This is a genomic window from Aeromicrobium sp. Root344 (assembly GCF_001425755.1).
Classification (GTDB): Bacteria; Actinomycetota; Actinomycetes; order Propionibacteriales; family Nocardioidaceae; genus Aeromicrobium.
Map to the genome: position 1 here is coordinate 2,942,022 of NZ_LMDH01000001.1, position 23,934 is coordinate 2,965,955.

Sequence of the window (23,934 nt, forward strand, 5' to 3'; positions counted from 1 at the left end):
CATCACCGAAGACACCCTCGAACCGCGAACCCCCCGAACGCGGATCGGGGGTGTCTCTGGATTCATGACCCGAGATGGTCACCACATGTCAGCCGGCTGCACCGGTAGCGGCGATCGTCCCTTCGGCACGCCGTGGCAGGGGTGCCCCGCGGCGTCGCGTGCGATGTCGTGCGCGCGGCGGAGGTCCAGAGCAGACTCGTTGACGAGCATCCGTTCGATCAACCGGCCCAACGGGCAGTGACCAGCCAGCACGCGGAGTCGAACCACACGCCGTCGGAGGTTTCGTTCTCCTCCAGCACCGTGCGCAGACGGTCACGAGCCTGAGGCTTCGAGGCTGCGTCGAGGTCGGGCGCCAGGAACTCGATCATGCCCAGCTCGGTCAGCGCCTCATGAGCCTTGGTCGCATCGGACCCGTAGTGGATCGGCTCCTGCACGTCGGTGATCTCGACCTCGACGAAGCCCGCCTGGGCCAGGACACCGTCGAGGACCGCAGGATCGGCGAGCGAGAACGGTCCACCAAGGAGCTCGGGCGGCAGGGGCCGGTCGCCGGCAACCGCACCGCGGATCGCCGTGACCCATGGCTGGCGGTCCGCCGACTGCCACACGACCTGCACGAGTCGCGCTCCCGGTCGTAGCGCCGAGCCGATGTTGGCGAACGCCGCCACGGGATCGGCGAAGAACATCGTGCCGAACCGGCTGATGGCGAGGGTGAACCCTTGCGGTTCGAAGCGGTGCGTCTGCGCGTCGGCATGCTCAAAGGTGACGTTTCCCAAGCCTTCCTCGTCCGCCAGCCGGCGCGCTCGAACCAGCATGTCCGGGGACACGTCCACGCCCACGACGGACCCCGCACGAGCTGATCTCGCTGCCTGGCGAGAGGTCTGACCGGCGCCGCAGCCGAGGTCGAGCACCTGGTCGCCCGGCTGGATGCCGGCGGTGGCCTGCAGGTGTGTGTTGTAGCGGACCAGCTCCGCGTCGTAGTCGAACATCACGCTGCTCCCGCCATCGCCGGACCGTCACGCAGGATTCCGCGCACCGTTTCGAGCGGGGCGCCCGGTGGGATCTCCGGGAGCCACCACGTCGCGCCCCGTGCGGCGTACGGCAGCGGGTCGACGTCGTACGGCAGTCCCACGGCGAAGTCGTACGCAGCAGTGCGATCCGTGCGCAGGTCGGTGATTGTCGCGACGACCTCGGCGAGCTGGTCCGGGTGCTCGAGGTTGGCGGGGAAGAAGCCGTCCAACCGGGCAGCACGGCGCATTGGCCGCGCGTTGCCCGGGAAGCCGGCGGCCCAGATCGGTATGCGCGGCTGCTGGGCGGGCCGCGGCCAGAACTCGATGCCGTCCACGACGTAGTGCTCACCCTCGTGGTGCACGGGCCTGCCCGTCCATGCCGCGTTCAGGATGTCCAGCGACTCGTCGAGCATCTGCCCGCGTCGTCGGTCGTCGAGCTCCTCGCCGGTCTTCGACAGCTCGCCGGCGAACCGATCGCCGCCGAGGCCGACGCCCAGGGTGAGCCGGCCTCGACTCAGCCGGTCGAGCGTCACGGTCTCGCGGGCGACCTTGGTGGGCCGGCGGCGGGGGAGTGGCGTGACCATCGGACCGATCCGCAATCGCTCGGTCGCGGTCGCGATGGCCGCCAACGTGATCCACGGATCGGCGACGCCCCGGACGGGTGCCCGCCAGAGGAGCTGGTCCCAGACGAAACAACCGTCCCAGCCGGCCGCCTCGGCGTCCGCAGCGAGCCGCGCGACGACCTGGGGGACGGCGAGGTCGTCGAACAGCGGCAGCCAGAGGGCCGAGCGCATCATGATCGCGCCTGTCCGGCGATGTCGAGGATCTCGGTGATGGCGGTGTCCCACACCTGGATCGGCGGCATCCCGTGTCCCATGCCCTCGAGCGGGACGAGGCGTGCTCCGGGGATTCGTTGCGCCAACGCCTCACCGTGACCGTAGGGCAGGAGTGGGTCCGCGGTGCCGTGCAGCACCAACGTCGGCGCGGTGATCTCGTTGAGCCGATCGCTGACCGGCACGCCGTCGTCGAGCAGCCAATGGTTCTGCGCCGACGGGAGCGACGGGCTGCGGTCCCAGGCTTTGCCGGCCACACGTCGTACCCACCCCTCATCGACCGGGATCGTGCCGCCGAACGTGTGCTCGCCGGAGACGTAGTACGCAATGACCGCCTCGCGATCGGTCCAGTCGGGTGCCTCGTCGCCACCCTGCGCGAACTTCTCCGCGAGCTGCGGACTCATGGGCGGCAGGTCGGGCCCACCCGGACTCGTGGCGATGAGCGTGAGCGAGGCGATACGGCCGGGGTGACGCACGGCCAGTCGTTGAGCGATGTCGCCGCCCATCGAGACTCCGACGATGTCCGCAACGGCGATGCCGAGGCTGTCGAGCAGGCCGACCGCATCGGCCACCAACGCATCGCGTCCATACGTCGGCGTGCCAGGTGCGTACGTCGTGGAGCGGCCCGTGTCGCGGGTGTCGTAGCGGACGACGTGGCGGCCGGGGGCCGCGAGCCGCAGGCAGAACTCGTCGTCCCACCAGTCCATCGAGGCCTCGGCACCGCCGATCAGGAGGAGGGTCGATGCCCGGGGATCGCCGAATGCCTGGACGCACAGGGTGATGTCGTCGATCTCGAGGAGCTGCTCGTCGTGAGCGAGGGATGGGGTCATGTCCAGCACGCTAGGACGACTGCACGATCGTGAAAAGCGATGATTTCCGATCATTCCGATCGGCTGAAGGAATCTTCGTGTTCTAGGCTGACCGCATGCGGGATGTCGAGCTGCGCCACCTGGCCGCGTTCGTGGCGATCGCCGAAGAGGGTTCGTTCGGTCGCGCGGCAACGCGGCTGGGCTACACCCAGTCGACCGTGAGCCAGCAGGTCGCCGCGTTGGAGAAGGCGGTCGGCGGCCCGGTCCTCGACCGACCAGGGGGACCCAGGCCGGCCCGCGTCACACCGCTCGGCGCCGTCGTGCTCGAGCGTGGACGTGACCTCTTGTCGAGGTCGGCCGCCTTGGGCGACGCCGTCGAACGCTTCAAGGCGGGCGACGGCCGCATCGACATCGGTACGTTCCAGAGCGTCTCGAGCGTGATCCTGCCGACGGTCATCCGACGCCTCCGCGACGAGCACCCCGGCTGTGACATCAGGTTGTCGGAGGAGGAACCCGACACGCCACAGATCGGTCAGCTCGACCTGCTGTTCTACGACGGCCGGGTCGCGGGCGACGTGGAACGGGTCAAGCTGCTCGACGATCCCTACCTCCTGGTGGCCGGCGCAGGCGACTTCCCCGAGGGGCCTGTCCGCTTGGCACGGCTCGACCGTGCGCCCATGGTGGCCTGGCCGCTCGACTGCGACCAGCCCGAGATGGAGGAGGCGCTCGCACGAGGGGGTGCTCATCCGCGGATCGTGTTCCGTACGGCGGTCAACGACGCGTTGCTGTCGATGGTGCGCGCGGGTCTCGGCTGCGCGATCCTGCCGTGGTTGGCGGTCCGCGGCGCCAACGTCGAGACCGACCCCGCGCTCAGCATCCATGAGCTGCGGCCCGCCCTGCCCGCGCGGGAGATCTACCTGCACTGGCCCGCCGGGCGCACGCTGTCGCCGCTGGCGACCCGAGCGATCGAGATCGCGGTCGACGTCGCGGCGGAGGTCGGCGAATCGTCGTAGCGACACGCAGATCGGACGGCAGACGCGTCGGTGGCGATAGCATTCGATCGCCGATCCTCGATCTCCAGGAGATTCCATGACCAGCTCGGGCAAGGATGCCGCCGCAAGCTCCACCAACGACTCGACGTGGAAGGCCTCTGCGGAGTCGACGTCCCAGGCCAAGAAGCTTCGCCTCTACGCCGTGCTCTTGTGGGCGCTCGGCATCGCGATCGAGATCGGCGCGATCTTCGGCCTGCTGCTCAACAAGTCGATCCTCGCCGAGAAGGCGACGGTCAACAGCAAGGGCGAGCTGATCTCCGACAACTCGTTCCCCACATGGGCGTTCGCGCTACTCATCGCCCTGCTGGTCCTCGACGGCATCGCGGTCATCATCGGCTCGATGCTGTGGAAGAAGGCCAACAAGCTCGACCCGGCCTCGGAGAAGGAGCCCTTCAGGTTCTTCATCCAGAACCAGCTCGGTGCGTTCATCCCGATCATCGCGTTCCTGCCGATCATCATCCTGATCTTCCTCAACAAGGACATGGGCAAGACGCAGAAGGGCGTCGCCGGCGCGGTCGGCATCGTGGTGGCGCTTCTGGCCGTCGTGATGGGCATCGACTTCAACCCGGCCTCGGTCGAGAAGTACACCGCCGAGAAGCAGGCGGTCATCCAGCTCCTGGGCGAGGACAAGGTCTACTGGGCCGGCGGCGGCGAGGTCTACCACGTGTGCGGCACCGTCTCGGACCTCTCGGACAGCACGGTCGAGTCCGGCACGACCGCGGATGCCGTCGCAGCCAGCAAGCCGCGCTTGACCCTCAAGCTCGGGTCGGAGCTGCGCAAGTGCAACCGGCCCGTGCCCAACAACCTCGATGCGATCGTTGCCGCGATCCGCGACGTGCAGCAGGGCAAGGCGACCGAGCAGGTCCTGCCGTCGCCTGACTGGACCGGCGTGGCCAACGCCCCGACCGGAGGCGACCTCGACTCGCTCAAGGACGCGCTCAAGGACGTCAGGGACGCTGCCTGATCCAGGCGGGGGCCACGGGGGAGCCGCGAACCGCGCTGCTCCCTCGGGGCCGGTCCATGCGGCCGGACCGGACCCCGGTACGTTCTCGGCGTGGCTGACCTCTCGATTCTCGGCATCGTCGTCGCGACGCTCGCCTTCTCGTTCCTCGGTGTCCTCTGGTACGGCGTCATATTCGGTCGGACGTGGCAGGCCGCCTCGGGCCTCGCGGACGACCCGACCGAGACCTGGCCGCATCCGCTCGTGCTCGGCGCGACGATGCTCGTGGGGCTCGTCCTCGCGTTCGCTCTTGCGACCCAGGTCGACGCGGGCGGTGTCGAGCACGGCTTCCTGCTGGGCCTGGGGGCGGGCGTGGCTGCCGGACTGACCACGCTCGGACGCCACCGCCGACGAGACTCCTGGTCCCTCACCAGCTTCGCCGTCGACGCCGGCTACTTCGTCGTCGGGACCGCATTGATGGGCGCCATCGTCGGGGCGTTCCAAGCTTCCTGAGGCTCCGGCGTCCATGTCTGAAACCCGCCGGTAAGTGTCGGTGCGCGCCGTCATGATGGACGTATGCACACCGACCACGAACGCTGCTACCGGGCCGCCGCGTCGCGCGACGCCCGGTTCGACGGGGTCTTCTACGTCGGCGTGAGGACGACCGGCATCTACTGCCGGCCGTCGTGCCCGGCGGTGACGCCCAAGCGAGAGAACGTCACGTTCTACGCCTCCGCGGCGGCGGCCCAGGACGCCGGCTTCCGAGCCTGCCGCCGGTGCCGCCCCGACACCACGCCGGGCTCGCCGGAGTGGAACGTGCGCGCCGACGCCGTGGGCCGCGCCATGCGCCTGATCGCCGACGGCGTGGTCGAGCGCGAGGGCGTCGAAGGTCTGGCGAGCCGACTCGGCTACAGCCAGCGGCACGTGACCCGGATGCTGACCCAGGAGCTCGGCGCCGGTCCGCTGGCGTTGGCCCGCAGCAACCGGGCGCATGCCGCCAGGGTCCTCATCGAGACGACGGAGATGCCGATGTCCGACGTCGCGTTCGCCGCCGGGTTCGCCTCGATCCGGCAGTTCAACGACTCGGTGCGCCACGTCTACGCGCTGTCGCCGACTGAGATGCGAGGGCGCCGCCGCAGCACACCGACCGGCCGTGTCACGCTGCGCCTAGCGGTGCGCCAGCCCTTCCATGTCGATGGGCTCCTCGACTTCCTCGGCGGCCGGCTGATCGCGGGTGTCGAGCGGATCGACGGGCGGACGTACGCCCGCGTGATGCGGCTGCCGCACGGTCTCGGCGCGGTCCAGCTGACGCTGCACGACGCCCACGTCGACTGCGAGCTCGAGCTCGCGGACCTGCGCGACACCGCCGTGGCCGTCCAGCGCTGTCGCCGCTTGCTCGATCTCGATGCCGACCCGCTCGCGATCGACGAGGTGCTGGCCGCGGATCCGCTGCTCGCACCGCTCGTGGCCGCTGCGCCTGGTCTGCGACTGCCGAGCCAGGTCGACGGTTTCGAGGTCGCCGTCCGGGCGATCGTCGGCCAGCAGGTCTCGGTCGCCGGGGCCCGTACGATCCTCGGCCGGTTCGCGGAGACCTACGGCACCCCGGTGGCGTTCGACCTCGCTGCTTCGCACGGTCTGACACACGCGTTCGCCACCCCCGAGGCACTCGCCGAGGCCGATGACACGGCCCTGAGCATGCCGCGAAGCCGGGCTCGGGCGCTGATCGGTGTCGCGCAGGCGGTGGCCGACGGCAAGATCGAGCTCGACCCGGGGGCCGACCGCGAAGCCGTACGCGCCGACCTCGTCGCGCTGCCCGGCATCGGCCCCTGGACCGCCGACTACATCAGCATGCGGGCCCTTGCGCATCCGGACGTGATGCTCGAGACCGACCTCATCATCCGGCGCATGCTCGAACGCCACGGCGTCGAGCCCGAACGCACCGAACGATGGAAGCCCTGGCGTTCCTACGCCGCCATGCACCTCTGGCGCGCGAGCGCCGACGTCGAAAGGACCCTGACATGACGACACGTTGGATGGACTCGCCGATCGGCGGGCTCCGCATTCACGCCTCAGCAGGACTCATCACCGCGATCGACTTCGGGGCGGGCAAGCCGCGCCGCACCCGGTCGAACGATCCACTGCTCGACCGAGCCGAGCAGCAGCTCAGCGAGTACTTCGCCGGCGAGCGCACGACGTTCGACCTGCCACTGGCCAGCGAGGGCTCGGAGTTCCAGAAGAAGGTCTGGGCCGAGCTCCAGCGCATCCCGTACGGCGAGACCGCCAGCTACGGCGACATCGCCCGGCGGCTGGGCTACGAGCCGGTGATCTCGCGGGCGGTCGGTGCCGCCAACGGGGCCAACCCGATCCCGATCATCGTGCCGTGCCATCGCGTCATCGGCTCGGACGGCTCGTTGACCGGCTACGCCGGCGGGCTCGAGCGCAAGAAGACGCTGCTCGACCTCGAGGTGCCCGGCCTGTTCTGAACCTCCCCGGTTGTTCACCCTGGCATGGCACCATGACGAGCCAGTGTCGTTCGAGCACAGGAGAAGGTCATGGCCGCACGTACCAAGTCGTCCAAGAAGTCGAGCAAGGGCAAGGGCTCGCCGGACTCGGAGCTCGCGGCCGCCCAGGAGGCGATCAAGAACCTTCGCGCCACCGTGGCCAAGCTCGAGAAGACCGTCGGCAAGCTCGAGGACAAGCTGGAGAAGCGGGTCAGCGAGCTCAAGCGCGACGCCAAGAAGCTGCGCGGGGCGGCCGAGCAGGCCGGCAAGTCGGCGGTCAAGTCCGCCCGCGACGCCGGCAAGTCCGCGGCCAAGAGCGCCCGCACGTCGACCCGCAAGGCCAGGGGCAGCAAGCCCGCACCTGCTGCAAAGGTCGAGGTCGTGCCGGTCCAGGCGGCGCCGAAGTCGGAGCTGACGGTCGCCGAGCTGCGGGCTGCGGCACGTGCTCAGGGCGTCACGGGCTACTCGCGCATGACGAAGGCCCAGCTGGTCGCCGCGCTCAAGGGCTGAGTCGGCCGGCGGGTCTTTGACCAGCGCGTTCTTCCTCCGTTCACCCCGGTCCGCCACCGTGTGTCGCACCCGCACCGGAGGTGACCATGGCTGCCAAGCCCGGCAAGAAGACCCGCCCGACCAAGTCAGACAAGAAGCTCGCTGCCGCGACCGCGACGGTCGAGGAGCTGACCGCCGAGATCGCGGTGCTCCGTGATCGCGTCAAGACCCTCGAGGACGAGGCGGCGACGTGGAAGAAGCGCGCCGAGAAGCAGCGGTCCCGCGTGCAGAAGGTGCGCGCCAAGGCGGAGCAGGCGATCGCCGAAGCCAACGCCAAGCGCAAGAAGGCCAAGGCGCGGGCCCGTCAGGTGATCGCCGATCATCCGAGGGCCGAGCCGCTCGCGCTCCGGGACGCCCCGAAGATGCCGGAACCGACGTGGACCGTGGCACAGCTCCGTGAAGCGGCCAAGGACCAGGGCGTCGCGGGCTACTCGCGCATGCGCAAGGACCAGCTCCTCGCCGAGCTCATCTAGGCCTGTGGACGATGCGTTCGACGTCTGCGGCGGCTCCCGGTGATCGTTGGGACATGACCCCATCCGACATCCCTGACGTCCACACCCCGGCCGATCTCGAGCGGGTGTGGCGCCACCTCATCGAGCCGCTCGGGTTCGGCAGCCGGCAGATCTTCGCGATCATGCTGGATCGTGGCGGGCGGGTGCAGCCGTCGATCGTCAACGTCACGGACTGCCCGGCCGCGCCTGACGGGCAGATGCTCGTCAACCTCGCGCGCTCGCTGCGCATCGTGCTCGACGAGGGGGACCCCGACGGCTCGATCGCGCTGCTGTGGGCGCGGCCCACCCACGCGGGCACTCGCGCGTCGGACATCCAGTGGGTGCGTGCGATCACCGCCGTCTCGGCGGCTCACTCCCTCGGTGCGTGGCCGGTGCACACGGCCGACGACTCGGTCCTCCGGGTGATGTCACCCGACGACCTCGCCGCCTAGTTCGACCTGCGGAGGCTCTGCGAGAGACGCTCGGCCGCAGCGACGACCGCTGGGGCGTGCATGCGGCCGGGCTGGCGGGTCAGGCGCTCGAGCGGGCCGGACACCGACACCGCGGCGACGACCTTGCCGGAGGGGGAGCGGACGGGTGCCGAGACGGACCCGACGCCCGTCTCGCGCTCGCCGACACTCTGCGCCCAGCCACGACGGCGTACGGCTGACAGCTCGGCGGCCGAGAACGTGGCCTTGAGCAGCCCCTTGTTCATCCGCTCGGGGTCTTCCCACGACAGCAGGACCTGGGCGGCAGAGCCGGCGCTCATCGTCAGCTGACCGCCGACGGGGATCGAGTCGCGCAGGCCGGTCGGCCGGTCGGCCGCGGCGACACACACGCGGAAGTCGCCCTGGCGGCGGAACAGCTGGGCGGACTCGCCGGTGATGTCACGCAGGCGGGCGAGCACGGGTCCGGCTGCGGCGAGGAGGCGGTCCTCGCCTGCGGCGGCCGCGAGCTCGCCGAGGCGGGGGCCGAGGATGAAGCGTCCTTGCATGTCCCTGGCGACGAGCCGATGATGTTCGAGAGCCACGGCGAGGCGGTGCGCGGTGGGTCGGGCCAGCCCGGTGCTGGCGACCAGACCGGCCAGTGTCGCGGGTCCCGGCTCGAGCGCGGCGAGCACGAGAGCGGCTTTGTCGAGAACGCCGACTCCGCTAGAGTTGTCCATGTCTTGATACTGCCGTATCGCATTGTGAGACGCAAGTGCATACTGGTGGTGGTGCCGAGGGGCACTGCAACGCAGCTGAGGAGAGCGCCATGGGCAAGACCCTTGCCGAGAAGATCTGGGACGAGCACGTCGTACGCAGCCACGAGGGCGAGCCCGACCTGCTCTACATCGACCTCCACCTGATCCATGAGGTGACGAGTCCTCAGGCCTTCGACGGGCTCCGCCTCGCCGGGCGCACCGTGCGCCGCCCCGACCTCACGCTCGCGACCGAGGACCACAACATCCCGACGACCGACCTCGACAAGCCGATCGCCGACCTCGTGTCGCGCACGCAGGTCGAGACGCTGCGCCGCAACTGCGAGGAGTTCGGCGTACGCCTGCACCCCATGGGCGACATCGACCAGGGCATCGTGCACGTCGTCGGCCCGCAGCTCGGCCTCACGCAGCCCGGCATGACGATCGTGTGCGGCGACTCGCACACCTCGACCCACGGCGCGTTCGGCTCGATCGCGTTCGGCATCGGTACGTCCGAGGTCGAGCACGTCCTGGCGACGCAGTCGCTGTCGCAGGCCAAGCCCAAGATGATGGCCGTCGAGGTCGTCGGCGAGCTGCCTGCCGGCTCGACCGCCAAGGACCTGATCCTTGCGCTCATCACGCAGGAGACGACCGGCGGCGGCCAGGGCTACATCGTGGAGTACCGCGGTGAGGCGATCCGCAAGCTGTCGATGGAAGCCCGCATGACGATCTGCAACATGTCGATCGAGTGGGGCGCCAAGGCCGGGCTCATCGCACCGGACCAGACGACCTACGACTACCTCGAGGGCCGCCCGAACGCGCCGACGGGTGCCGACTGGGACGCCGCCGTGGCCTACTGGGACAGCCTCGTCACCGACGACGACGCCGAGTTCGACAAGACCATCACGATCGACGCCTCGACCATCACGCCGTTCGTCACCTGGGGCACCAACCCGGGCCAGGGCGTGCCGCTGTCGGGCAACGTGCCCGATCCGGCGTCGTTCGAGGACGACAACGAGCGCATCGCCGCCGAGAATGCGCTGCGCTACATGGGCCTCGAGGCCGGCACGCCGATGAAGGACATCAAGGTCGACACGGTGTTCATCGGCTCGTGCACCAACGGTCGCATCGAGGACCTGCGCGTCGCCGCCAACCTCATCGAGGGGCACAAGGTCGCGCCGGACACCCGGATCCTCGTCGTGCCGGGCTCGGTGCGCGTACGTCTGCAGGCCGAGCAGGAGGGCCTCGACGTGATCTTCAAGGACGCCGGAGCCGAGTGGCGTGGTGCGGGCTGCTCCATGTGTCTGGGCATGAACCCCGACCAGCTCACCCCGGGGGAGCGCAGCGCCTCGACGTCCAACCGCAACTTCGAAGGCAGGCAGGGCAAGGGCGGGCGTACGCACCTCGTGTCGCCCGACGTCGCCGTCGCCACCGGAATCCTCGGACACCTCGCCGGTCCCGCCGACCTGGCCGAGCTCGCAAAGGCAGGTAACTGACGATGGAGAAGTTCTCGACTCACACAGGGGTGGGCGCTCCGCTGCGGCGCAGCAACGTCGACACCGACCAGATCATCCCCGCCGTCTGGCTCAAGAAGGTCACGCGTGACGGCTTCGAGGAGGGCCTGTTCTCGGCCTGGCGCAGCGATCCGTCGTTCGTGCTCAACCAGGACGCCTACAAGAACGCCACGGTCCTCGTCGCCGGCCCCGACTTCGGCACCGGATCGTCGCGTGAGCACGCCGTGTGGGCGCTGCAGAACTACGGTTTCAAGGTCGTCATCTCGCCCCGCTTCGGAGACATCTTCCGCGGCAACTCCGGCAAGGCCGGACTGCTGGCCGCGCAGGTCGACGACAAGGTCGTGCAGCGGCTGTGGGACTACCTCGACACCAACCCCGGCGCGACGATCACGGTCGACCTCGAGTCGCGCACGGTCAAGGCCGGCGACGGCGTCGACGCGATCGAGGACTCGTTCACGATCGACGACTACACCCGCTGGCGCCTGCTCGAGGGCCTCGACGACGTCGGCATCACGCTGAGCCACGAGGACGACATCGTCACCTACGAGAAGTCGCGCCCGAGCTTCAAGCCCGCCACCCTCTGACGCCTCGGCGTCATTGCCAGATCTTGATCGAGGTGACCTCGCCTGACGGGGTCGTCTCGACGAACACGCGCTGGCCGATGCGCAGATGACGGATGTGCTCGGCGAGCGACTCGGCGGGGAACTCCAGCGGCATGCCCTCGTCGGTCAGGAGGCTCCCGGCCCGCGTGGACTGGTCGAAGGTCGCGACGGTGCCCTGCATGGCAGCCACCCTAGTCGGCGCCGGAAGGTTTAGGCTCGCCCTCATGGTGAAGCGCCCTGTTCCATTCACGACCAAGGTGATCAAGTTCTTCGTCCGGCCGCTCCTGATGGTGACGACCAAGCGGGACTGGCAGGGCATGGAGAACCTGCCCGACGGCGGATTCGTCCTGGCGCCCAACCACGTGTCCCACGCCGACCCGTTCCTCATCGGCCACTTCATGCTCGACAACAACATCGCGCCGCGATTCCTCGCGAAGGACACCCTCGTCGGCGCCAAGTGGTACGGCTGGATCCTGCGCAACGCCCAGCAGATCCCGGTCTACCGCAGCACCGAGGGCGCCGCCGAGTCGTTGCGTGCGGCGTCGGCGGCAGTCGAGGCCGGTCATGTCGTGACGATCTACCCCGAGGGCACGATCACCCGCGACCCTGCTGCGTGGCCCATGAGCGGCCGTACGGGCGCCGTACGCGTCGCGCTGAGCACCGGCAAGCCCCTGGTCCCGCTGATGCAGTGGGGGCCCCAGGAGATCCTGTGGCCGTACGCCAAGAAGCTGCGGCTGTTCCCGCGCAAGACGATCCACATCCGCGTCGGCAAGCCGGTGGACCTGTCCGACTTCGAGGGCAAGGAGCTCACCGAGGAGGTCCTTCATCTGGCAACCGACCGCCTGATGGACACGTTGACTGCCATGATGGCCGAGGTGCGGGGCGAGCTGCCCTCGACACCTCGCATCGATGTGCATACCCTCAGCAAGCCGAAGACCAACTACAAGAGATTGGACTCGTGAATGGCGCAGACTGCCGTGATGGGCGCAGGTTCGTGGGGCACGGCCTTCGCCATGGTGCTGGCCGACGCCGGCAACGACGTACGCCTGTGGGGACGGCGGCCCGAGCTGTGCGAGACGATCAACACCAAGCACGAGAACTCCGACTACCTCCCGGGCATACCGCTGCCCAAGGAGATCACCGCGACGCACGATCCGGCCGAGGCCATGGCTGGTGCCGAGGTCGTCGTGCTGGCGGTCCCGTCGCAGCAGCTGCGCGACAACCTCGTGTCGTGGAGCGAGCACGTGCCCGCCGACGCCGTCATGGTCAGCCTCATGAAGGGCGTCGAGCTCGGCACCCACAAGCGCATGAGCGAGGTCATCGCCGAGATCACCGGCGCCGGACCCGAGCGCATCGCCGTCGTCTCCGGGCCCAACCTGGCTCGCGAGATCGCCAACCGTGAGCCCGCCGCCAGCGTCGTGGCCTGCGAGGACCAGGGCGTCGCCGAGCGGCTGCAGAAGCTGTGCCACACCGCGTCGTTCCGGCCCTACTCGATGACCGATGTCGTCGGCTGCGAGCTCGCCGGCACCGCCAAGAACATCATCGGACTGGCCGTCGGCGTGTGCGTGGGGCTCGGCTACGGCGACAACACCAAGGCCTCGGTCATCACCCGCGGTCTCGCCGAGACGGCGCGCCTGGGTGCTGCCATCGGCGCCGACCCGGTCACGTTCATGGGGCTCGCCGGCATGGGTGACCTCGTCGCCACCTGCTCGTCACCGCTGTCGCGCAACCGTACGTTCGGCGAGAAGCTCGGGCAGGGCATGAGCGTCGAGGAGGTCATGGGACAGACCAGCCAGGTCGCCGAAGGCGTCAAGTCGTGCGTGTCCGTCAGCGAGCTGGCGAAGCTGCACGACGTCGAGATGCCGATCGTGGAGCACGTCGCGGCGCTGATCGCCGGCGAGATGAGCCCCGACGAGCTGGTGTCGCGCCTGATCTCCCGGCAGGCCAAGCCCGAGACGGTCTAGGTCAGCTGAACGCGGCGAGCACGTTCTGGATGTCGATCCAGAGGTCCTCGACGTCCTCGATGCCCACCGAGAACCGGATCAGGCCCTCGGGCACGGACTCCGGCTCTTGGGGATGCCGGCGACGCCGCTCCCAGGTCGACTCGACCCCACCGAGACTCGTGGCGTACGTGATGATGTCGCTCTGCTCGGTCATCTTCTGCGCCACCTGGGCGCCGCCGGCGACCTCGAACGCGATGATCGTGCCGAAGCCGGGGTAGCGCGAGTAGACGATGCGGCTCGAGGCCGAGAGCCGCTTGTGCAGCTCCTTGGCGTTGGCCTCGGCCCGGTCGAGCCGCACGTGGAGCGTACGCATGCCGCGCACGGCGAGCCACGTCTCCATCGCGCCGGGGATGGCGCCGAGCACCGAGCGGCGCTTCTCGATCGCGGCGTAGGCCCGGTCGCTGTTGGTCACCACGGCGCCGAGAATGACGTCGCTGTGGCCGGACAGCAGCTTGGACGCCGAGTGCACCACGAAGTCGGCGCCGAGCTCGAGCGGCTTCTGGCGCAGGGGAGTGGCGAACGTGTTGTCGACGGCCACGGCGGTCCCCGCCCGCGACGCGGCCTGCGAGATCGCGGCGATGTCGGCGATCTCCAGCGACGGGTTGGTCGGCGACTCGATCCACACCAGGGCGGCGCTCTCGGCAGCGTTGATGACCAGCTGGGTGTTGTCGATGTCGACGAGCTTGAGATCGATCTGGCCGCGCCGGGCTCGCTCGTGGAGCTGGGTGAGGGTGCCGTAGTAGGCGTGCCGGGGTGCGACGACCGTGGCCTTGCTGGGCACCAGGTCGAACAAGGCGCTCGTGGCGGCGGTGCCGGACGCGAAGGAGAGGGCACGCCCGCCCTCGAGGGCGCCCAGGACCGTCTCGAACGAGTCCCACGTGGGATTGCCCTGCCTGCCGTACTCGGACGTTCCACCCGGAACCAACGCGCTCGCGAGCGTGATCGGAGCGTTGAGCGGTCCCCCCGGGACGCGGTTCGGCCGCCCTGCGCCAACAGCGATGGTCGAGGGCGAAAGTTCGTGTCCGGGCATGAGGACATCATGCCCTGACCGGTATCGTGCTCGACAATGAGCCTCTCGGTGGACACCTCAGTCGGCAAACCAAGACTTGCTGTCATTTTTGGCGGCCGTTCCAGTGAGCACGGGGTTTCCTGTCTCACCGCACGCGAGGTCATCGCGGCCATCGACCAGGATCGCTACGAGGTCCACCCCGTCGGCATCACCCGCGCCGGGGTCTGGGTCCGGGAGACGGCCGAGTGGCCCGAGCTCGCCGCTGGTCAGCTGCCTGAGGTACGTGACGACCGCCCGGCGTTCGCGTGGGAGGACCTGCGCGGGTTCGACGCGGTGTTCCCGTTGCTCCACGGCCCTTGGGGCGAGGACGGCACGATCCAGGGCCTGCTCGAGATGGCCGACGTCCGCTACGTCGGCGCCGGGGTGCTCTCCAGCGCCGTGAGCATGGACAAGCCGTTCACCAAGACGGTCTTCTCCGCCGCCGGGCTGCCGCAGATCCCCTACGTCACGGTGCTCCCGTGGCAGTGGAAGGGCGAGCGTGAGCGGGTCGAGGCGCGCATCCGTGCGCTCGGCCTGCCGGTCTTCGTCAAGCCCGCGCGAGCCGGCTCGAGCTCCGGCGTCACGATGGTCGACACGTGGGAGGAGCTCGACAGCGCCGTCAACAAAGCGCGCGACTTCGACCCCAAGGTCATCGTCGAAGCCGGTGCCAAGGGCAAGCGCGAGCTCGAGTGCGCCGTCATCCAGGAGCCCGACGGCAAGCCCGTCGCCAGCCTCGTCGGCGAGATCACGGTCGAGGCGGACTCAGCCCACGAGTTCTACGACTTCGAGGCGAAGTACCTCGACGGCACGAGTCGCAACGTCGTGCCGGCCGACATCTCCGTGACGCTCAGCGAGCGCATTCGCACGTACGCCGTGCAGGCCTTCGAGGCGGTCGGCTGCGAGGGTCTCGCCCGCGTCGACTTCTTCCTGACCGACGACGGGCTGGTCATCAACGAGATCAACACGATGCCGGGCTTCACGCCCTACTCGATGTTCCCCGTGCTCTGGCAGGCGAGCGGGATGTCCTATCCCGAGCTCGTCGACCGGCTGATCCAGCTCGCCCTGGGACGCGAGACCGGGCTGCGCTAGACGCAGGGCTTCTTGACCGGGTCGTGCCGCGCGATGGAGTCGGCCAGGTCGGCCAAGGCGTCGGCCTCGGGCGCGTAGTCGTCGGGCACCTCGACGCTGACGTAGTAGTCGCGGCCGATCGTCGTGAACAGGTAGCCGTCGGACGTCGTCTCGCTGAACCAGCCGACGTCGTCGACCATGTCGCACCGCGACGCCGGCCCGAGATCGTTGGGCTTCTCGACGCCACACCGCAGGATGATCGCGGGGTCGCCCCACGCGGAAGCGTTCTCACCCTTGACCATCCGGTTCTTCTGACCAGCGACCTTCAGCGGCCGGTCGGCGAACAGGCCCTTGCAGTTGACCTCCGTGCCACGCACGGTCGGGTACTCGTCGACCGAGAGCTCCGATCCGCAGCCCGCCGTGAGGAGAGCGGTGCAGAGTGCGGCGGCGAGGAGAAGGCGCCGTGCCACGCCTAGATGCGGACGATGGGGCAGGTGAGCGTACGGGTGATGCCGGGAACGTTCTGGATCGTGGTGACGACCAGCGCGCCGAGCTCGTCGACGCTGGGGCCCTCGGCCCGCACGATGACGTCGTAGGGTCCGGTCACGTCCTCAGCGAGCGTGACCCCGTCGATGGCGGCGATCGCGGTCGCGACCTCGGCGGCCTTGCCGACCTCGGTCTGGACGAGGATGTATGCCTGCACAGCCATCGTGGAACTCCTTCAGTAGACCGGACTGTGCCACGCTACCCGATGCGCCTCCTCGTGTGCGCTGCCGCCTGCGACACAATGGCGCGTATGGCGACCAGTGCTCCGGGCGAACCCACGATCGGCGACATCGGCGAGTTCGGCCTGATCGACCGGGTACGCGGCGAGATCGGCGACAACCGGCACGTGCTGCTCGGTCCGGGTGACGACGCGGCGCACGTGTCCACCAAGGACGGCACGTTCCTGGTCTCGACCGACCTGCTCGTGGAGGGCCGGCACTTCCGCCGCGACTGGTCGTCCCCGCACGACATCGGTCGCAAGGCGGCGGCCTGCAACCTCTCCGACATCAACGCCATGGGCGGGGTCGCGACGGCACTGACCGTGGGGTTCGGTGCTCCCGCCGACCTGCCGGTGTCGTGGGTGCTGGACATGACGCGCGGGTTCGAGGTCGAGTGCGCACACGTCGGTGCCCACATCGTCGGTGGTGACGTCACGGCGTCGGACAAGATCGTCATCGCCGTCACCGCGATGGGCGACGTCACGCGCCCGGTGCTGCGCTCCGGCGCGCTGCCGGGCGACGTCGTGGCGTACGCCGGACAGCTGGGGCTCGCCGGTGCCGGGTTCGCCGCGCTGAGTCGCGGCTTCCGCTCGCCCAAGGCCGCCGTCGACGCGCACCGCGTGCCGCACCCGCCCTACGCAGCGGGTCCGCAGGCTGCCGGCGCCGGTGCGACGGCCATGACCGACATCAGCGACGGCCTGCTCGCCGACCTCGGGCACATCGCCGAGGCCAGCGGCGTCGCGATCGACCTGGTCTCCTCGACGTTCGTGGTCCCCGAGCCCGTGGCCACGGTCAGCGAGGCGCTCGGCGTCGACGCTCTGACGTTCATGCTGACCGGCGGCGACGACTACGCGCTGGTCGCCACGTTCAGCTCACAGGCCTCGCTGCCGGAGGGCTGGACCGCGATCGGCGCGGTCTCCGACGGCGCAGGCATCCTCGTCGACGGCAAGACGTACGAGGGCCCGGCAGGTCACCAGCACTTCAGGTAATGCGTCAGCTGACCCAGTAGCGCCGCTTGGGCACGTCGGCGAGGCCGGGGACCACCGCTTCGAGGACGCCGCCATTGGCCTCGATGACCTTGGCCGAGGCGATGTTGTCGTCGTCGCAGGTGACGAGCGCCGGGCTGATGCCCCGGGCTCGCAGCAGGTCGACCGACTGCCGCAGGATCTCCGTCGCGTAGCCGCGGCCACGGAACTGCGGCCGTACGGCATAGCCGATGTGACCGCCGAGCGTGCGCAGGAAGTCGTTGAGCTCGAAGCGCAGGGATGACCGGCCGACGACGACCCCTCCGACGTCGGCGACGAGGTCCGCGTTGGCGACGAAGTCACCCGGCAGGTCGCGACCGTCCTCCCAGCCGTGCACGAGGTCGACGTAGGCCGGCCAGGGCAGGTCAGGGCGATACCGATAGGACCAGTGCCCGCCCTCGGCGGCCATCTCGGCGACCGCAGCCACGGTGTCGGCCTCGTCGCTGAGCGCGAGGCGGCGAAGCACCAGGTTCAACGGTGGATCTCGGCGAACGGCTGGGCGGCCTCGAGCTCGTACGCGAGCTCCAGCAATGTCTGCTCGTCGCCGTGGTCTGCCGAGAAGTGCACGCCGATGGGCATGTCGGCCGACGAGCGGCCGAGTGGCAGCGAGATCGCCGGACCACCGGAGGCGTTGTTGAGCGGCGTGAAGGCGGCGTACTGCACGAGGCGCTCGAACATCACCTCGAACTCGACGGCGGGGGACAGGAAGCCGAGCTCGGGTGTGGCGTAGGCCAAGGTCGGCGACAGGACCACGTCGACGTCGGCGAACGCGGCCCGGTAGCGCTGCTCGGAGCGCTTGAGGCCACGGATCGCGGTCGGCGTCCGCCAGGCCTGTCGTACGAACCGCCGGGCGAGACCACGCGTGAACGGATCGGTCAGCGTCTTGTCGAAGTCGGGGCTCATGACCCGGCGGCCGAAGTGCTGCGTCGAGAACGCCAGGAGGCCCCAGTAGTGCTTGAAGTCCTCCATGAACGCCTTGCCGACCGGGAGCGGCACCTCGACGACGTCGTGGCCCAGTGAGCCCAGCAGGTCGGCCGTGGCCAGCACGGCCTTGCGGGTGTCCTCGTCGGTCGGCTTGCCGGTGATCGAGTCGATGATCAACCCGACCTTGAGGCGCCGGTCGGACGGGCCTTCGACGAGCCCGAGGGGCTTGAGGCCGGTCGCGGGACGATAGGCCTGCGTCGCAGCCATGAAGTGAGCCGTGTCGCGGACCGTACGGGTGACGACTCCGTTGGAGATGATGTCGACCGGCAGCTTGGCCGCCTCCGCAGCGGGTACTACGCGGCCTCGAGTGGGCTTGAGGCCGACGAGGCCGCACGCGGCGGCGGGAATGCGGATCGAGCCGCCGCCGTCGTTGGCATGGGCGATGGGCACGACCCCCGCGGCGACCAGTGCGGCGGCACCGCCTGAGGACGCCCCGGCGGAGTAGCCGGTGTTCCACGGATTGCGGGTCGGCGGCAGCGTGGCGTACTCGGTGGTGGCATTGAAGCCGAACTCGGGCATCGTCGACTTGCCCAGGACCGTGAAGCCGGCGGACAGGAACTGGTCGGTGAACGGCGCGTGTGCCGTGGCGGGGCGAGCCTTGACCGCGAGCGAGCCCTGGTCCGACGGCAGACCGGCGAAGTCCGTGTTGTCCTTGACGAACGTCGGCACGCCCGCGAAGACTCCCTCGGCGGGCCGCTCGGACGAGGCGAGCCCGCGCTCGAAGTCGGGGTGCTGGATCGCGTTGAGCTCGGGATTCACCCGCTCGGCGCGGGCGATGGCTGCCTCGGCAGCCTCACGGGCGCTGATGGTTCCCGCGGCAACAGCAGCGGCGACCCCGACAGTGTCGAGGTCGCCGAGTGCGTCGTCACCGAAGGCGTGGACGCGAATGCTTTTCTCGTTGGTCACGAGATGACTCTAGAGTCACATCGCAACCGTGAGCCAGCGGTCTAGCGAGAGACCTTGCCGGCCTTGATGCACGACGTGCACACGTTGAGGTGCTTGGGGGTGCCCTCCACCACGGCGCGGACGCGCTGGATGTTGGGGTTGAAACGACGCTTGGTGCGTCGGTGCGAGAAGGAGACGTTGTGGCCGAAGCCAGGTCCCTTGGCGCACACGTCACAGACCGCAGCCACGGCGAACTCCTGAATGTTGAGACAACTTGGATGAATGGGGCCGTCACCGCGACCTGACGGTGCGACGACAACCGCTCAAGAATAGCCGAAGACCCGACGCTGACGCGAATCAGCCCGGACGCTCCCGTCGATCCACGGTGCCGACCGATAGCCTCGCCCCATGGGCCTCACCCTCAATCCCACGGCGTTCCGTGCGTGGACACAGCTGTGTGCCGGGGCCCTGTCGTCGGCTCGCGCGGAGATCGACGCCCTCAATGTGTTCCCGGTGCCCGACAGCGACACCGGGACCAACGCCTATCTGACGTTCGCCTCAGGCGCCGACGCCGTCGCGGGGATGGGCACCGACGTCCCGTTCGCCGGCCTCGTCAAGGCGTACGTCGACGGGCTGCTGACCGGCGCCAAGGGCAACACCGGCGTGATCTTGTCCCAGCTCGTCCGTGCGTGCTTCCGCGACCTCGACCTCGAGGGCGGCGACGTCACCGCCGAAGACGTCGCGAAGTCGTTCGTCGCCGCCTCCGATGCCGCCTGGGCCGCTGTCGGGGCACCCGTCGAGGGCACGATCCTGTCCGTGGCCAAGGCAGCGGCCGTCGGAGCGACCGAGTCGGCCGCAGCCGGGGTCGACGGACGTACGGTCTTCGGCGAAGCGGCACGTGCCGCACGTGAGGCCCTGGCCCGTACGCCCGAGCAGATGCCGTTGCTGGCGCGCGCGGGTGTCGTCGACGCCGGCGGTCGGGCGCTCGTCGTCGTGCTGGACGCCACCGAGCAGGCACTCACCGGTCGCATCCCCAAGCCTGCCGCGAGCACCATCCCGGTGCCGGCCGTGGGCGCCGGCGACGACCTGAGCGCCGACGGCCCGTCGTACGAGGTCATGTATCTCCTGGAGGCCGACGACGACCGCATCGCCGGGCTGCGGGCAGCGCTGCTGCCGCTCGGCGACTCGCTCGTCGTGGTGGGCGGCGACCGGCTGTGGAACGTCCACGTGCACGTCGACGACGTCGGCGCCGCGATCGAGGCCGGCATCGACGTCGGCCGGCCCTATCGCATCGCCGTCACCCACTTCGCCGACCAGATGGCGCAGTCGCCTCGCAGCGGCCGCGTCGTGATCGCCGCGACGACCGGTGAGGGCCTCACGGCGCTGTGCGGCGAGGCGGGCGCGATGACGCTGGAGTTCACCCGTGACCGCCCGCTCACGATCGCCGAGATGAGCGCGTCGCTGCGTGATGCCGGCGCCGACGAGGTCATCGTGCTGCCCAACAACCAGCGGTACGTCCGCCAGTTCGAGGCGGCCGCGCAGGCCGCCCGGCAGGACGGCATCCGTGTCGCGGTCATCCCGACGCACGCGCAGGTGCAGGGGCTGGCCGCGCTCGCGGTGCACGATCCCGGCCTCGGCTTCGACGAGGTCGTCGTGGCGATGTCGAGCGCCGCCGCCCACACACAGCACGGCGCCGTCACGATCGCGACCGAGCCGGGCATGACGATGGTCGGGCCGTGCGACGTGGGCGATGTGCTCGGCGTCGTCGCGGGCGACTTCGCGGTCGTCGGGCAGGACATCCTCGCGGTGGCGTACGAGGTCATCGACCGCATCCTGTCACCGGCCGGTGAGATGCTGACCGTCGTGATGGGTGAGGGCGCGGAGGGGCTGATCGAGCAGTCGATCTCCGAATACCTCCGCACGCTGCGCCCCGACGTCGACCTCGTGGTCTACGACGGCGGCCAGGAGAACTACCCGCTGTTCATCGCGGTGGAGTGATGGTCGAGCTCTCGACCAAGCTGGTCAACGTGATCGGCGACAAGACCACCAAGCCGCTCACCAAGGCATTCGACATGGTCGTCGTCGAGGACCTCCTGCGGCACTACCCGCGGCGCTACGCCGAGCTCGGCAAGCTCACGGACCTCTCCAAGCTCGAGGTCGGCCAGCACGTCACGATCATGGCCCGGGTGGCCTCGGCCAAGAACTACTCGTTCGGCCCGGGCGGTCGCCGCACGCGCACCGAGGTCGTCGTCTCGGACGGCACGGGCCATCTCACGCTGACGTTCTTCCAGCAGGCGTGGCGGCTCAAGACCATGGAGCCGGAGTCGTTGGGCCTCGCCGCCGGTGTCGTCACGATGTTCAACGGCAAGCTCCAGCTCACGCACCCGGACTGGGAGCCACTGGAGGAGTCGGCGGACCTCTTGGACAGCTCGCGGCTGGGTCGTGGGGTCATCCCGATCTATCGCGCAACCGCCGCGATGCCCTCGTGGAAGATCGAGCACTGCGTCGGGATGTGCCTCGACGCGCTCGACCCGCTCGACGACCCGCTGCCAGAGGACGTACGCACGAGCCGTGGCTTCTTCGACCTCAAGGGCTCGCTCGAGGCGATTCACCGGCCGCGCAACGCCAAGGACTGGCAGGGCGCCCGTGACCGTTTCCGGTTCGAGGAGGCGTTCGTCGTGCAGACGATCTTCGCCCAGCGCCGCAACGCGCTCGAGCACGAGCGCGCGGCATCGCGCCCCGTGGTGCCCGGAGGGTTGCGTGAGCGCTTCGAGCAGCAGCTGCCGTTCGAGCTCACCGCCGGCCAGAAGACCGTCGTCGGGGAGATCTCGGCCGACCTCGGGCGTACGCACCCCATGCACCGGCTCCTGCAGGGCGAGGTCGGCTCCGGCAAGACCATCGTCGCGCTGCTGGCGATGCTGCAGGTCGTCGATGCCGGTGCGCAGACGGCGTTGCTGGCTCCGACCGAGGTCCTCGCCGCTCAGCACTATCGCGCCATCACCGCCATGCTCGGCGACCTGGCCAAGGGCGGCATGCTCGGCGGCGCCGACGGTGCCACCCGCGTACGCCTGTTGACCGGCTCGCAGGGCGCCAAGGCACGCAAGGAGTCGCTGCTCGATGCCGCGTCAGGCGAGGCCGGCATCGTCATCGGCACCCACGCCCTGATCCAGGACCACGTGCAGTTCGCCGAGCTGGGCCTGCTGGTCGTCGATGAGCAGCACCGCTTCGGTGTCGAGCAGCGCGCGGCACTCGTCGACCGCGCCGAGGTCACGCCGCACGTGCTGGTCATGACCGCCACGCCGATCCCACGCACGCTCGCGATGTCGGTGTTCGGCGACCTCGAGGTCTCGACACTGCGCGAGCTGCCCGCCGGTCGCCAGCCGATCCAGACGACCGTCGTGCCCTACAACGAACGGCCGCAGTGGCTCGAACGCGGCTGGGAGCGCGTACGCGAGGAGGTCGGCCGCGGCCGTCAGGCGTACGTCGTGGTCTCGCGCATCGGAGAGGGCGACGATGGCGGCGAGAAGGACACGACATCGCTGCTCGAGCTGCGTGAGGAGCTCGAGGGCGGTGCGCTTCATGGCTTGCGGCTCGGCAGCCTGCACGGCCGCATGGCACCTGACGAGAAGGACGCGACGATGAACGCGTTCGCGCGCGGCGAGATCGAGGTGCTCGTCGCGACGACTGTCGTCGAGGTCGGCGTCGACGTGCCCAACGCGACGGTCATGGTCGTCATGGATGCCGACCGGTTCGGCATGTCCCAGCTGCACCAGCTGCGCGGCCGGGTCGGTCGTGGTTCCGACGCCGGGCTGTGCCTGCTGGTCACCGCGTCTGAGGTCGACTCGCCGGCTCGCGAGCGTCTCGACGCGGTGGCGTCGACGTCGGACGGGTTCGAGCTGTCGCGCCTCGACGTCGAGCTGCGGCGCGAGGGCGACGTCCTGGGCGCGCGGCAGTCGGGTCTCCGGTCGAGCCTGCGACTCCTGTCAGTCGTCAAGGACGGTGAGGTCATCGAGGAGGCACGGCGCGTGGCGGACGCGATCGTCGAGGCCGATCCGAGGTTGGCGTCACATCCGGGCCTCGCCGCCGCAGTGCAGGAGCTCGAGCGGTCCGAGCAGGCCGACTACCTGGAGCGCACGTGACGCGCATCATCGCGGGAGCGTATGGCGGGCGGCGGATCCAGACCCCCAAGGGCGACGGCACGCGGCCGACCTCCGACCGGGTCCGCGAGGCGATGTTCTCCTCGCTCGAGTCCGAGCTCGGTGGGTTCGACGGTCTGCACGTCCTCGACCTGTTCGCCGGGTCCGGCGCACTGGGTCTCGAAGCGCTGTCGCGCGGTGCCGATCATGCGACGTTCGTCGAGTCCGACGCTCGAGCGGCCGCGGTCATCAAGGGCAACCTCCGCGACCTGGGTGCTGACGGCCAGGTCGTACGAACGAAGGCCGCTGCGTTCGTGGAGCATCCCGACGGCCCCCCGTTCGACCTGGTGTTCATCGACCCTCCCTACGACCTGGCCACCGACTCGGTGACGAGCCTGGTGCGACGTCTGCAGGAGCACAGCGCCGTTGGCGCCTTGTTCGTCGTCGAGCGGGCGACCCGTGATCCATTCACCTGGCCGGAGGGTGTCGAAGGTCTCCGTCACAAGAAGTACGGCGAGACGACCGTTTGGTACGGTCGCTGAC

General features: G+C 69.5%; 28 protein-coding genes. 17 read left to right on the plus strand and 11 right to left on the minus strand.

Translation table 11 applies throughout. The annotated features are described in order from the left end of the window. Positions 1-218: 218 nt before the first annotated feature. From ASC61_RS14480 to ASC61_RS14490, 3 genes are read right to left on the minus strand one after another with little or no spacing between them, the layout of a single operon-like run. The gene (locus ASC61_RS14480) at positions 219-986 is read right to left on the minus strand and encodes a class I SAM-dependent methyltransferase (RefSeq protein ID WP_056213053.1); all 768 of its coding nucleotides are present in this window, start codon (positions 984-986) and stop codon (positions 219-221) included. Then, on the minus strand, positions 986-1,804 hold the full coding sequence (locus ASC61_RS14485; protein ID WP_200935460.1) for an LLM class flavin-dependent oxidoreductase: 819 nt from the start codon (positions 1,802-1,804) through the stop codon (positions 986-988). The genes ASC61_RS14480 and ASC61_RS14485 overlap by 1 nt, the downstream gene beginning before the upstream one ends. After that, positions 1,801-2,670, minus strand: coding sequence for an alpha/beta fold hydrolase (locus ASC61_RS14490; RefSeq protein WP_056215721.1), 870 nt, complete (start codon positions 2,668-2,670; stop codon positions 1,801-1,803). The genes ASC61_RS14485 and ASC61_RS14490 overlap by 4 nt, the downstream gene beginning before the upstream one ends. Before the next feature lie 95 nt (positions 2,671-2,765). Between ASC61_RS14490 and ASC61_RS14495 the strand changes: the two genes are divergently transcribed. The 8 genes from ASC61_RS14495 to ASC61_RS14530 all read left to right on the plus strand — a co-directional run bounded on the left by ASC61_RS14495 (position 2,766) and on the right by ASC61_RS14530 (position 8,634). Then, positions 2,766-3,662 (plus strand): LysR family transcriptional regulator, encoded by an 897-nt coding sequence (locus ASC61_RS14495; RefSeq protein WP_056213055.1) that lies wholly within the window; start codon positions 2,766-2,768, stop codon positions 3,660-3,662. Positions 3,663-3,738: 76 nt separating this feature from the next. Next, a complete protein-coding gene (locus ASC61_RS14500; protein WP_056213057.1) occupies positions 3,739-4,665 on the plus strand; it encodes a hypothetical protein in 927 nt (308 codons plus the stop codon). Between the two features lie 90 nt (positions 4,666-4,755). Next, positions 4,756-5,154, plus strand: coding sequence for a DUF1761 domain-containing protein (locus ASC61_RS14505; protein WP_056213058.1), 399 nt, complete (start codon positions 4,756-4,758; stop codon positions 5,152-5,154). 63 nt (positions 5,155-5,217) lie between these two features. Further along, positions 5,218-6,663, plus strand: coding sequence for a DNA-3-methyladenine glycosylase 2 (locus tag ASC61_RS14510; protein WP_056213061.1), 1,446 nt, complete (start codon positions 5,218-5,220; stop codon positions 6,661-6,663). Then, positions 6,660-7,124, plus strand: a complete 465-nt coding sequence (locus tag ASC61_RS14515) for a methylated-DNA--[protein]-cysteine S-methyltransferase (RefSeq protein ID WP_056213063.1) — start codon at positions 6,660-6,662, stop codon at positions 7,122-7,124. Before ASC61_RS14510 ends, ASC61_RS14515 begins: the two co-directional genes overlap by 4 nt. 69 nt (positions 7,125-7,193) lie before the next feature. Further along, positions 7,194-7,652 (plus strand): Rho termination factor N-terminal domain-containing protein, encoded by a 459-nt coding sequence (locus ASC61_RS14520; protein ID WP_056213064.1) that lies wholly within the window; start codon positions 7,194-7,196, stop codon positions 7,650-7,652. An 86-nt stretch (positions 7,653-7,738) separates the two neighbouring features. Then, a complete protein-coding gene (locus ASC61_RS14525) occupies positions 7,739-8,164 on the plus strand; it encodes a Rho termination factor N-terminal domain-containing protein (protein ID WP_056213066.1) in 426 nt (141 codons plus the stop codon). Positions 8,165-8,217: 53 nt separating this feature from the next. After that, positions 8,218-8,634 (plus strand): hypothetical protein, encoded by a 417-nt coding sequence (locus tag ASC61_RS14530; protein WP_056213068.1) that lies wholly within the window; start codon positions 8,218-8,220, stop codon positions 8,632-8,634. On the opposite strand, the gene ASC61_RS14535 is transcribed toward ASC61_RS14530, so the two are convergent. After that, positions 8,631-9,347, minus strand: coding sequence for an IclR family transcriptional regulator (locus ASC61_RS14535; RefSeq protein ID WP_056213070.1), 717 nt, complete (start codon positions 9,345-9,347; stop codon positions 8,631-8,633). The genes ASC61_RS14530 and ASC61_RS14535 overlap by 4 nt on opposite strands. 89 nt (positions 9,348-9,436) lie before the next feature. On the opposite strand from ASC61_RS14535, the gene leuC reads away from it, so the two are divergent. Together leuC and leuD are read left to right on the plus strand one after the other, a co-directional pair. Then, positions 9,437-10,858, plus strand: a complete 1,422-nt coding sequence (gene leuC, locus ASC61_RS14540) for a 3-isopropylmalate dehydratase large subunit (protein ID WP_056213072.1) — start codon at positions 9,437-9,439, stop codon at positions 10,856-10,858. A 2-nt stretch (positions 10,859-10,860) separates the two neighbouring features. Then, positions 10,861-11,460 (plus strand): 3-isopropylmalate dehydratase small subunit, encoded by a 600-nt coding sequence (gene leuD / locus ASC61_RS14545; RefSeq protein ID WP_056213074.1) that lies wholly within the window; start codon positions 10,861-10,863, stop codon positions 11,458-11,460. Between the two features lie 10 nt (positions 11,461-11,470). On the opposite strand, the gene ASC61_RS14550 is transcribed toward leuD, so the two are convergent. After that, positions 11,471-11,659 (minus strand): hypothetical protein, encoded by a 189-nt coding sequence (locus ASC61_RS14550; protein ID WP_056215724.1) that lies wholly within the window; start codon positions 11,657-11,659, stop codon positions 11,471-11,473. 43 nt (positions 11,660-11,702) lie between these two features. On the opposite strand from ASC61_RS14550, the gene ASC61_RS14555 reads away from it, so the two are divergent. Together ASC61_RS14555 and ASC61_RS14560 are read left to right on the plus strand one after the other, a co-directional pair. After that, the gene (locus ASC61_RS14555; RefSeq protein ID WP_056213075.1) at positions 11,703-12,440 is read left to right on the plus strand and encodes a lysophospholipid acyltransferase family protein; all 738 of its coding nucleotides are present in this window, start codon (positions 11,703-11,705) and stop codon (positions 12,438-12,440) included. Beyond that, positions 12,441-13,442, plus strand: coding sequence for an NAD(P)H-dependent glycerol-3-phosphate dehydrogenase (locus ASC61_RS14560; RefSeq protein ID WP_056213077.1), 1,002 nt, complete (start codon positions 12,441-12,443; stop codon positions 13,440-13,442). It begins immediately after the preceding gene. Position 13,443: 1 nt separating this feature from the next. Here the strand turns inward: ASC61_RS14560 and ASC61_RS14565 are convergent, their stop codons facing one another. Then, a complete protein-coding gene (locus ASC61_RS14565) occupies positions 13,444-14,511 on the minus strand; it encodes a trans-sulfuration enzyme family protein (protein WP_056213079.1) in 1,068 nt (355 codons plus the stop codon). A 36-nt stretch (positions 14,512-14,547) separates the two neighbouring features. Between ASC61_RS14565 and ASC61_RS14570 the strand changes: the two genes are divergently transcribed. Continuing rightward, positions 14,548-15,618 carry a D-alanine--D-alanine ligase family protein gene (locus tag ASC61_RS14570; protein ID WP_056213081.1) on the plus strand — a complete coding sequence of 357 codons (1,071 nt, stop codon included), beginning with the start codon at positions 14,548-14,550 and terminating at the stop codon, positions 15,616-15,618. On the opposite strand, the gene ASC61_RS19460 is transcribed toward ASC61_RS14570, so the two are convergent. Further along, a complete protein-coding gene (locus tag ASC61_RS19460) occupies positions 15,615-16,067 on the minus strand; it encodes a DUF3515 domain-containing protein (RefSeq protein ID WP_082530685.1) in 453 nt (150 codons plus the stop codon). The genes ASC61_RS14570 and ASC61_RS19460 overlap by 4 nt on opposite strands. A gap of 2 nt (positions 16,068-16,069) precedes the next feature. Further along, complete coding sequence (locus ASC61_RS14580; RefSeq protein ID WP_056213083.1) at positions 16,070-16,306, minus strand: Lrp/AsnC ligand binding domain-containing protein; 237 nt, start codon at positions 16,304-16,306, stop codon at positions 16,070-16,072. An 87-nt stretch (positions 16,307-16,393) separates the two neighbouring features. Here ASC61_RS14580 and ASC61_RS14585 point away from each other — a divergent pair, with 87 nt between their 5' ends. Then, positions 16,394-17,350, plus strand: coding sequence for a thiamine-phosphate kinase (locus tag ASC61_RS14585; RefSeq protein ID WP_157439506.1), 957 nt, complete (start codon positions 16,394-16,396; stop codon positions 17,348-17,350). A 4-nt stretch (positions 17,351-17,354) separates the two neighbouring features. Here the strand turns inward: ASC61_RS14585 and ASC61_RS14590 are convergent, their stop codons facing one another. From ASC61_RS14590 to rpmB, 3 genes are read right to left on the minus strand one after another with little or no spacing between them, the layout of a single operon-like run. Next, positions 17,355-17,852 (minus strand): GNAT family N-acetyltransferase, encoded by a 498-nt coding sequence (locus ASC61_RS14590; protein ID WP_200935461.1) that lies wholly within the window; start codon positions 17,850-17,852, stop codon positions 17,355-17,357. Positions 17,853-17,857: 5 nt separating this feature from the next. After that, positions 17,858-19,276, minus strand: a complete 1,419-nt coding sequence (locus ASC61_RS14595; RefSeq protein WP_056213086.1) for an amidase — start codon at positions 19,274-19,276, stop codon at positions 17,858-17,860. Positions 19,277-19,317: 41 nt separating this feature from the next. Then, positions 19,318-19,503 carry a 50S ribosomal protein L28 gene (gene rpmB / locus ASC61_RS14600; RefSeq protein ID WP_056213090.1) on the minus strand — a complete coding sequence of 62 codons (186 nt, stop codon included), beginning with the start codon at positions 19,501-19,503 and terminating at the stop codon, positions 19,318-19,320. Positions 19,504-19,663: 160 nt separating this feature from the next. On the opposite strand from rpmB, the gene ASC61_RS14605 reads away from it, so the two are divergent. The 3 genes from ASC61_RS14605 to rsmD are packed head-to-tail and all read left to right on the plus strand — an operon-like array spanning position 19,664 to position 23,933. Further along, positions 19,664-21,253, plus strand: coding sequence for a DAK2 domain-containing protein (locus tag ASC61_RS14605; RefSeq protein WP_056213092.1), 1,590 nt, complete (start codon positions 19,664-19,666; stop codon positions 21,251-21,253). Further along, on the plus strand, positions 21,253-23,394 hold the full coding sequence (gene recG, locus ASC61_RS14610; protein ID WP_056213094.1) for an ATP-dependent DNA helicase RecG: 2,142 nt from the start codon (positions 21,253-21,255) through the stop codon (positions 23,392-23,394). The genes ASC61_RS14605 and recG overlap by 1 nt, the downstream gene beginning before the upstream one ends. Then, on the plus strand, positions 23,391-23,933 hold the full coding sequence (gene rsmD, locus ASC61_RS14615; protein WP_056213096.1) for a 16S rRNA (guanine(966)-N(2))-methyltransferase RsmD: 543 nt from the start codon (positions 23,391-23,393) through the stop codon (positions 23,931-23,933). The genes recG and rsmD overlap by 4 nt, the downstream gene beginning before the upstream one ends. The last annotated feature ends 1 nt before the right edge of the window (position 23,934 follow it).

Bases quoted from the DNA above. Each gene is read 5' to 3' on its own strand.
- ASC61_RS14490 (WP_056215721.1), bottom strand. From the start codon at position 2,670: ATGACCCCATCCCTCGCTCACGACGAGCAGCTCCTCGAGATCGACGAC.
- recG (WP_056213094.1), top strand. From the start codon at position 21,253: ATGGTCGAGCTCTCGACCAAGCTGGTCAACGTGATCGGCGACAAGACC.
- ASC61_RS14555 (WP_056213075.1), top strand. From the start codon at position 11,703: ATGGTGAAGCGCCCTGTTCCATTCACGACCAAGGTGATCAAGTTCTTC.
- leuC (WP_056213072.1), top strand. From the start codon at position 9,437: ATGGGCAAGACCCTTGCCGAGAAGATCTGGGACGAGCACGTCGTACGC.
- leuD (WP_056213074.1), top strand. From the start codon at position 10,861: ATGGAGAAGTTCTCGACTCACACAGGGGTGGGCGCTCCGCTGCGGCGC.
- ASC61_RS14495 (WP_056213055.1), top strand. From the start codon at position 2,766: ATGCGGGATGTCGAGCTGCGCCACCTGGCCGCGTTCGTGGCGATCGCC.
- ASC61_RS14560 (WP_056213077.1), top strand. From the start codon at position 12,441: ATGGCGCAGACTGCCGTGATGGGCGCAGGTTCGTGGGGCACGGCCTTC.
- ASC61_RS14585 (WP_157439506.1), top strand. From the start codon at position 16,394: ATGGCGACCAGTGCTCCGGGCGAACCCACGATCGGCGACATCGGCGAG.
- ASC61_RS14565 (WP_056213079.1), bottom strand. From the start codon at position 14,511: ATGCCCGGACACGAACTTTCGCCCTCGACCATCGCTGTTGGCGCAGGG.
- ASC61_RS14485 (WP_200935460.1), bottom strand. From the start codon at position 1,804: ATGATGCGCTCGGCCCTCTGGCTGCCGCTGTTCGACGACCTCGCCGTC.
- ASC61_RS14510 (WP_056213061.1), top strand. From the start codon at position 5,218: ATGCACACCGACCACGAACGCTGCTACCGGGCCGCCGCGTCGCGCGAC.
- ASC61_RS14500 (WP_056213057.1), top strand. From the start codon at position 3,739: ATGACCAGCTCGGGCAAGGATGCCGCCGCAAGCTCCACCAACGACTCG.
- ASC61_RS14515 (WP_056213063.1), top strand. From the start codon at position 6,660: ATGACGACACGTTGGATGGACTCGCCGATCGGCGGGCTCCGCATTCAC.
- ASC61_RS14580 (WP_056213083.1), bottom strand. From the start codon at position 16,306: ATGGCTGTGCAGGCATACATCCTCGTCCAGACCGAGGTCGGCAAGGCC.
- ASC61_RS14525 (WP_056213066.1), top strand. From the start codon at position 7,739: ATGGCTGCCAAGCCCGGCAAGAAGACCCGCCCGACCAAGTCAGACAAG.
- ASC61_RS14480 (WP_056213053.1), bottom strand. From the start codon at position 986: ATGTTCGACTACGACGCGGAGCTGGTCCGCTACAACACACACCTGCAG.
- ASC61_RS14520 (WP_056213064.1), top strand. From the start codon at position 7,194: ATGGCCGCACGTACCAAGTCGTCCAAGAAGTCGAGCAAGGGCAAGGGC.
- ASC61_RS14535 (WP_056213070.1), bottom strand. From the start codon at position 9,347: ATGGACAACTCTAGCGGAGTCGGCGTTCTCGACAAAGCCGCTCTCGTG.
- ASC61_RS14530 (WP_056213068.1), top strand. From the start codon at position 8,218: ATGACCCCATCCGACATCCCTGACGTCCACACCCCGGCCGATCTCGAG.
- ASC61_RS14605 (WP_056213092.1), top strand. From the start codon at position 19,664: ATGGGCCTCACCCTCAATCCCACGGCGTTCCGTGCGTGGACACAGCTG.
- ASC61_RS14570 (WP_056213081.1), top strand. From the start codon at position 14,548: ATGAGCCTCTCGGTGGACACCTCAGTCGGCAAACCAAGACTTGCTGTC.
- ASC61_RS14550 (WP_056215724.1), bottom strand. From the start codon at position 11,659: ATGCAGGGCACCGTCGCGACCTTCGACCAGTCCACGCGGGCCGGGAGC.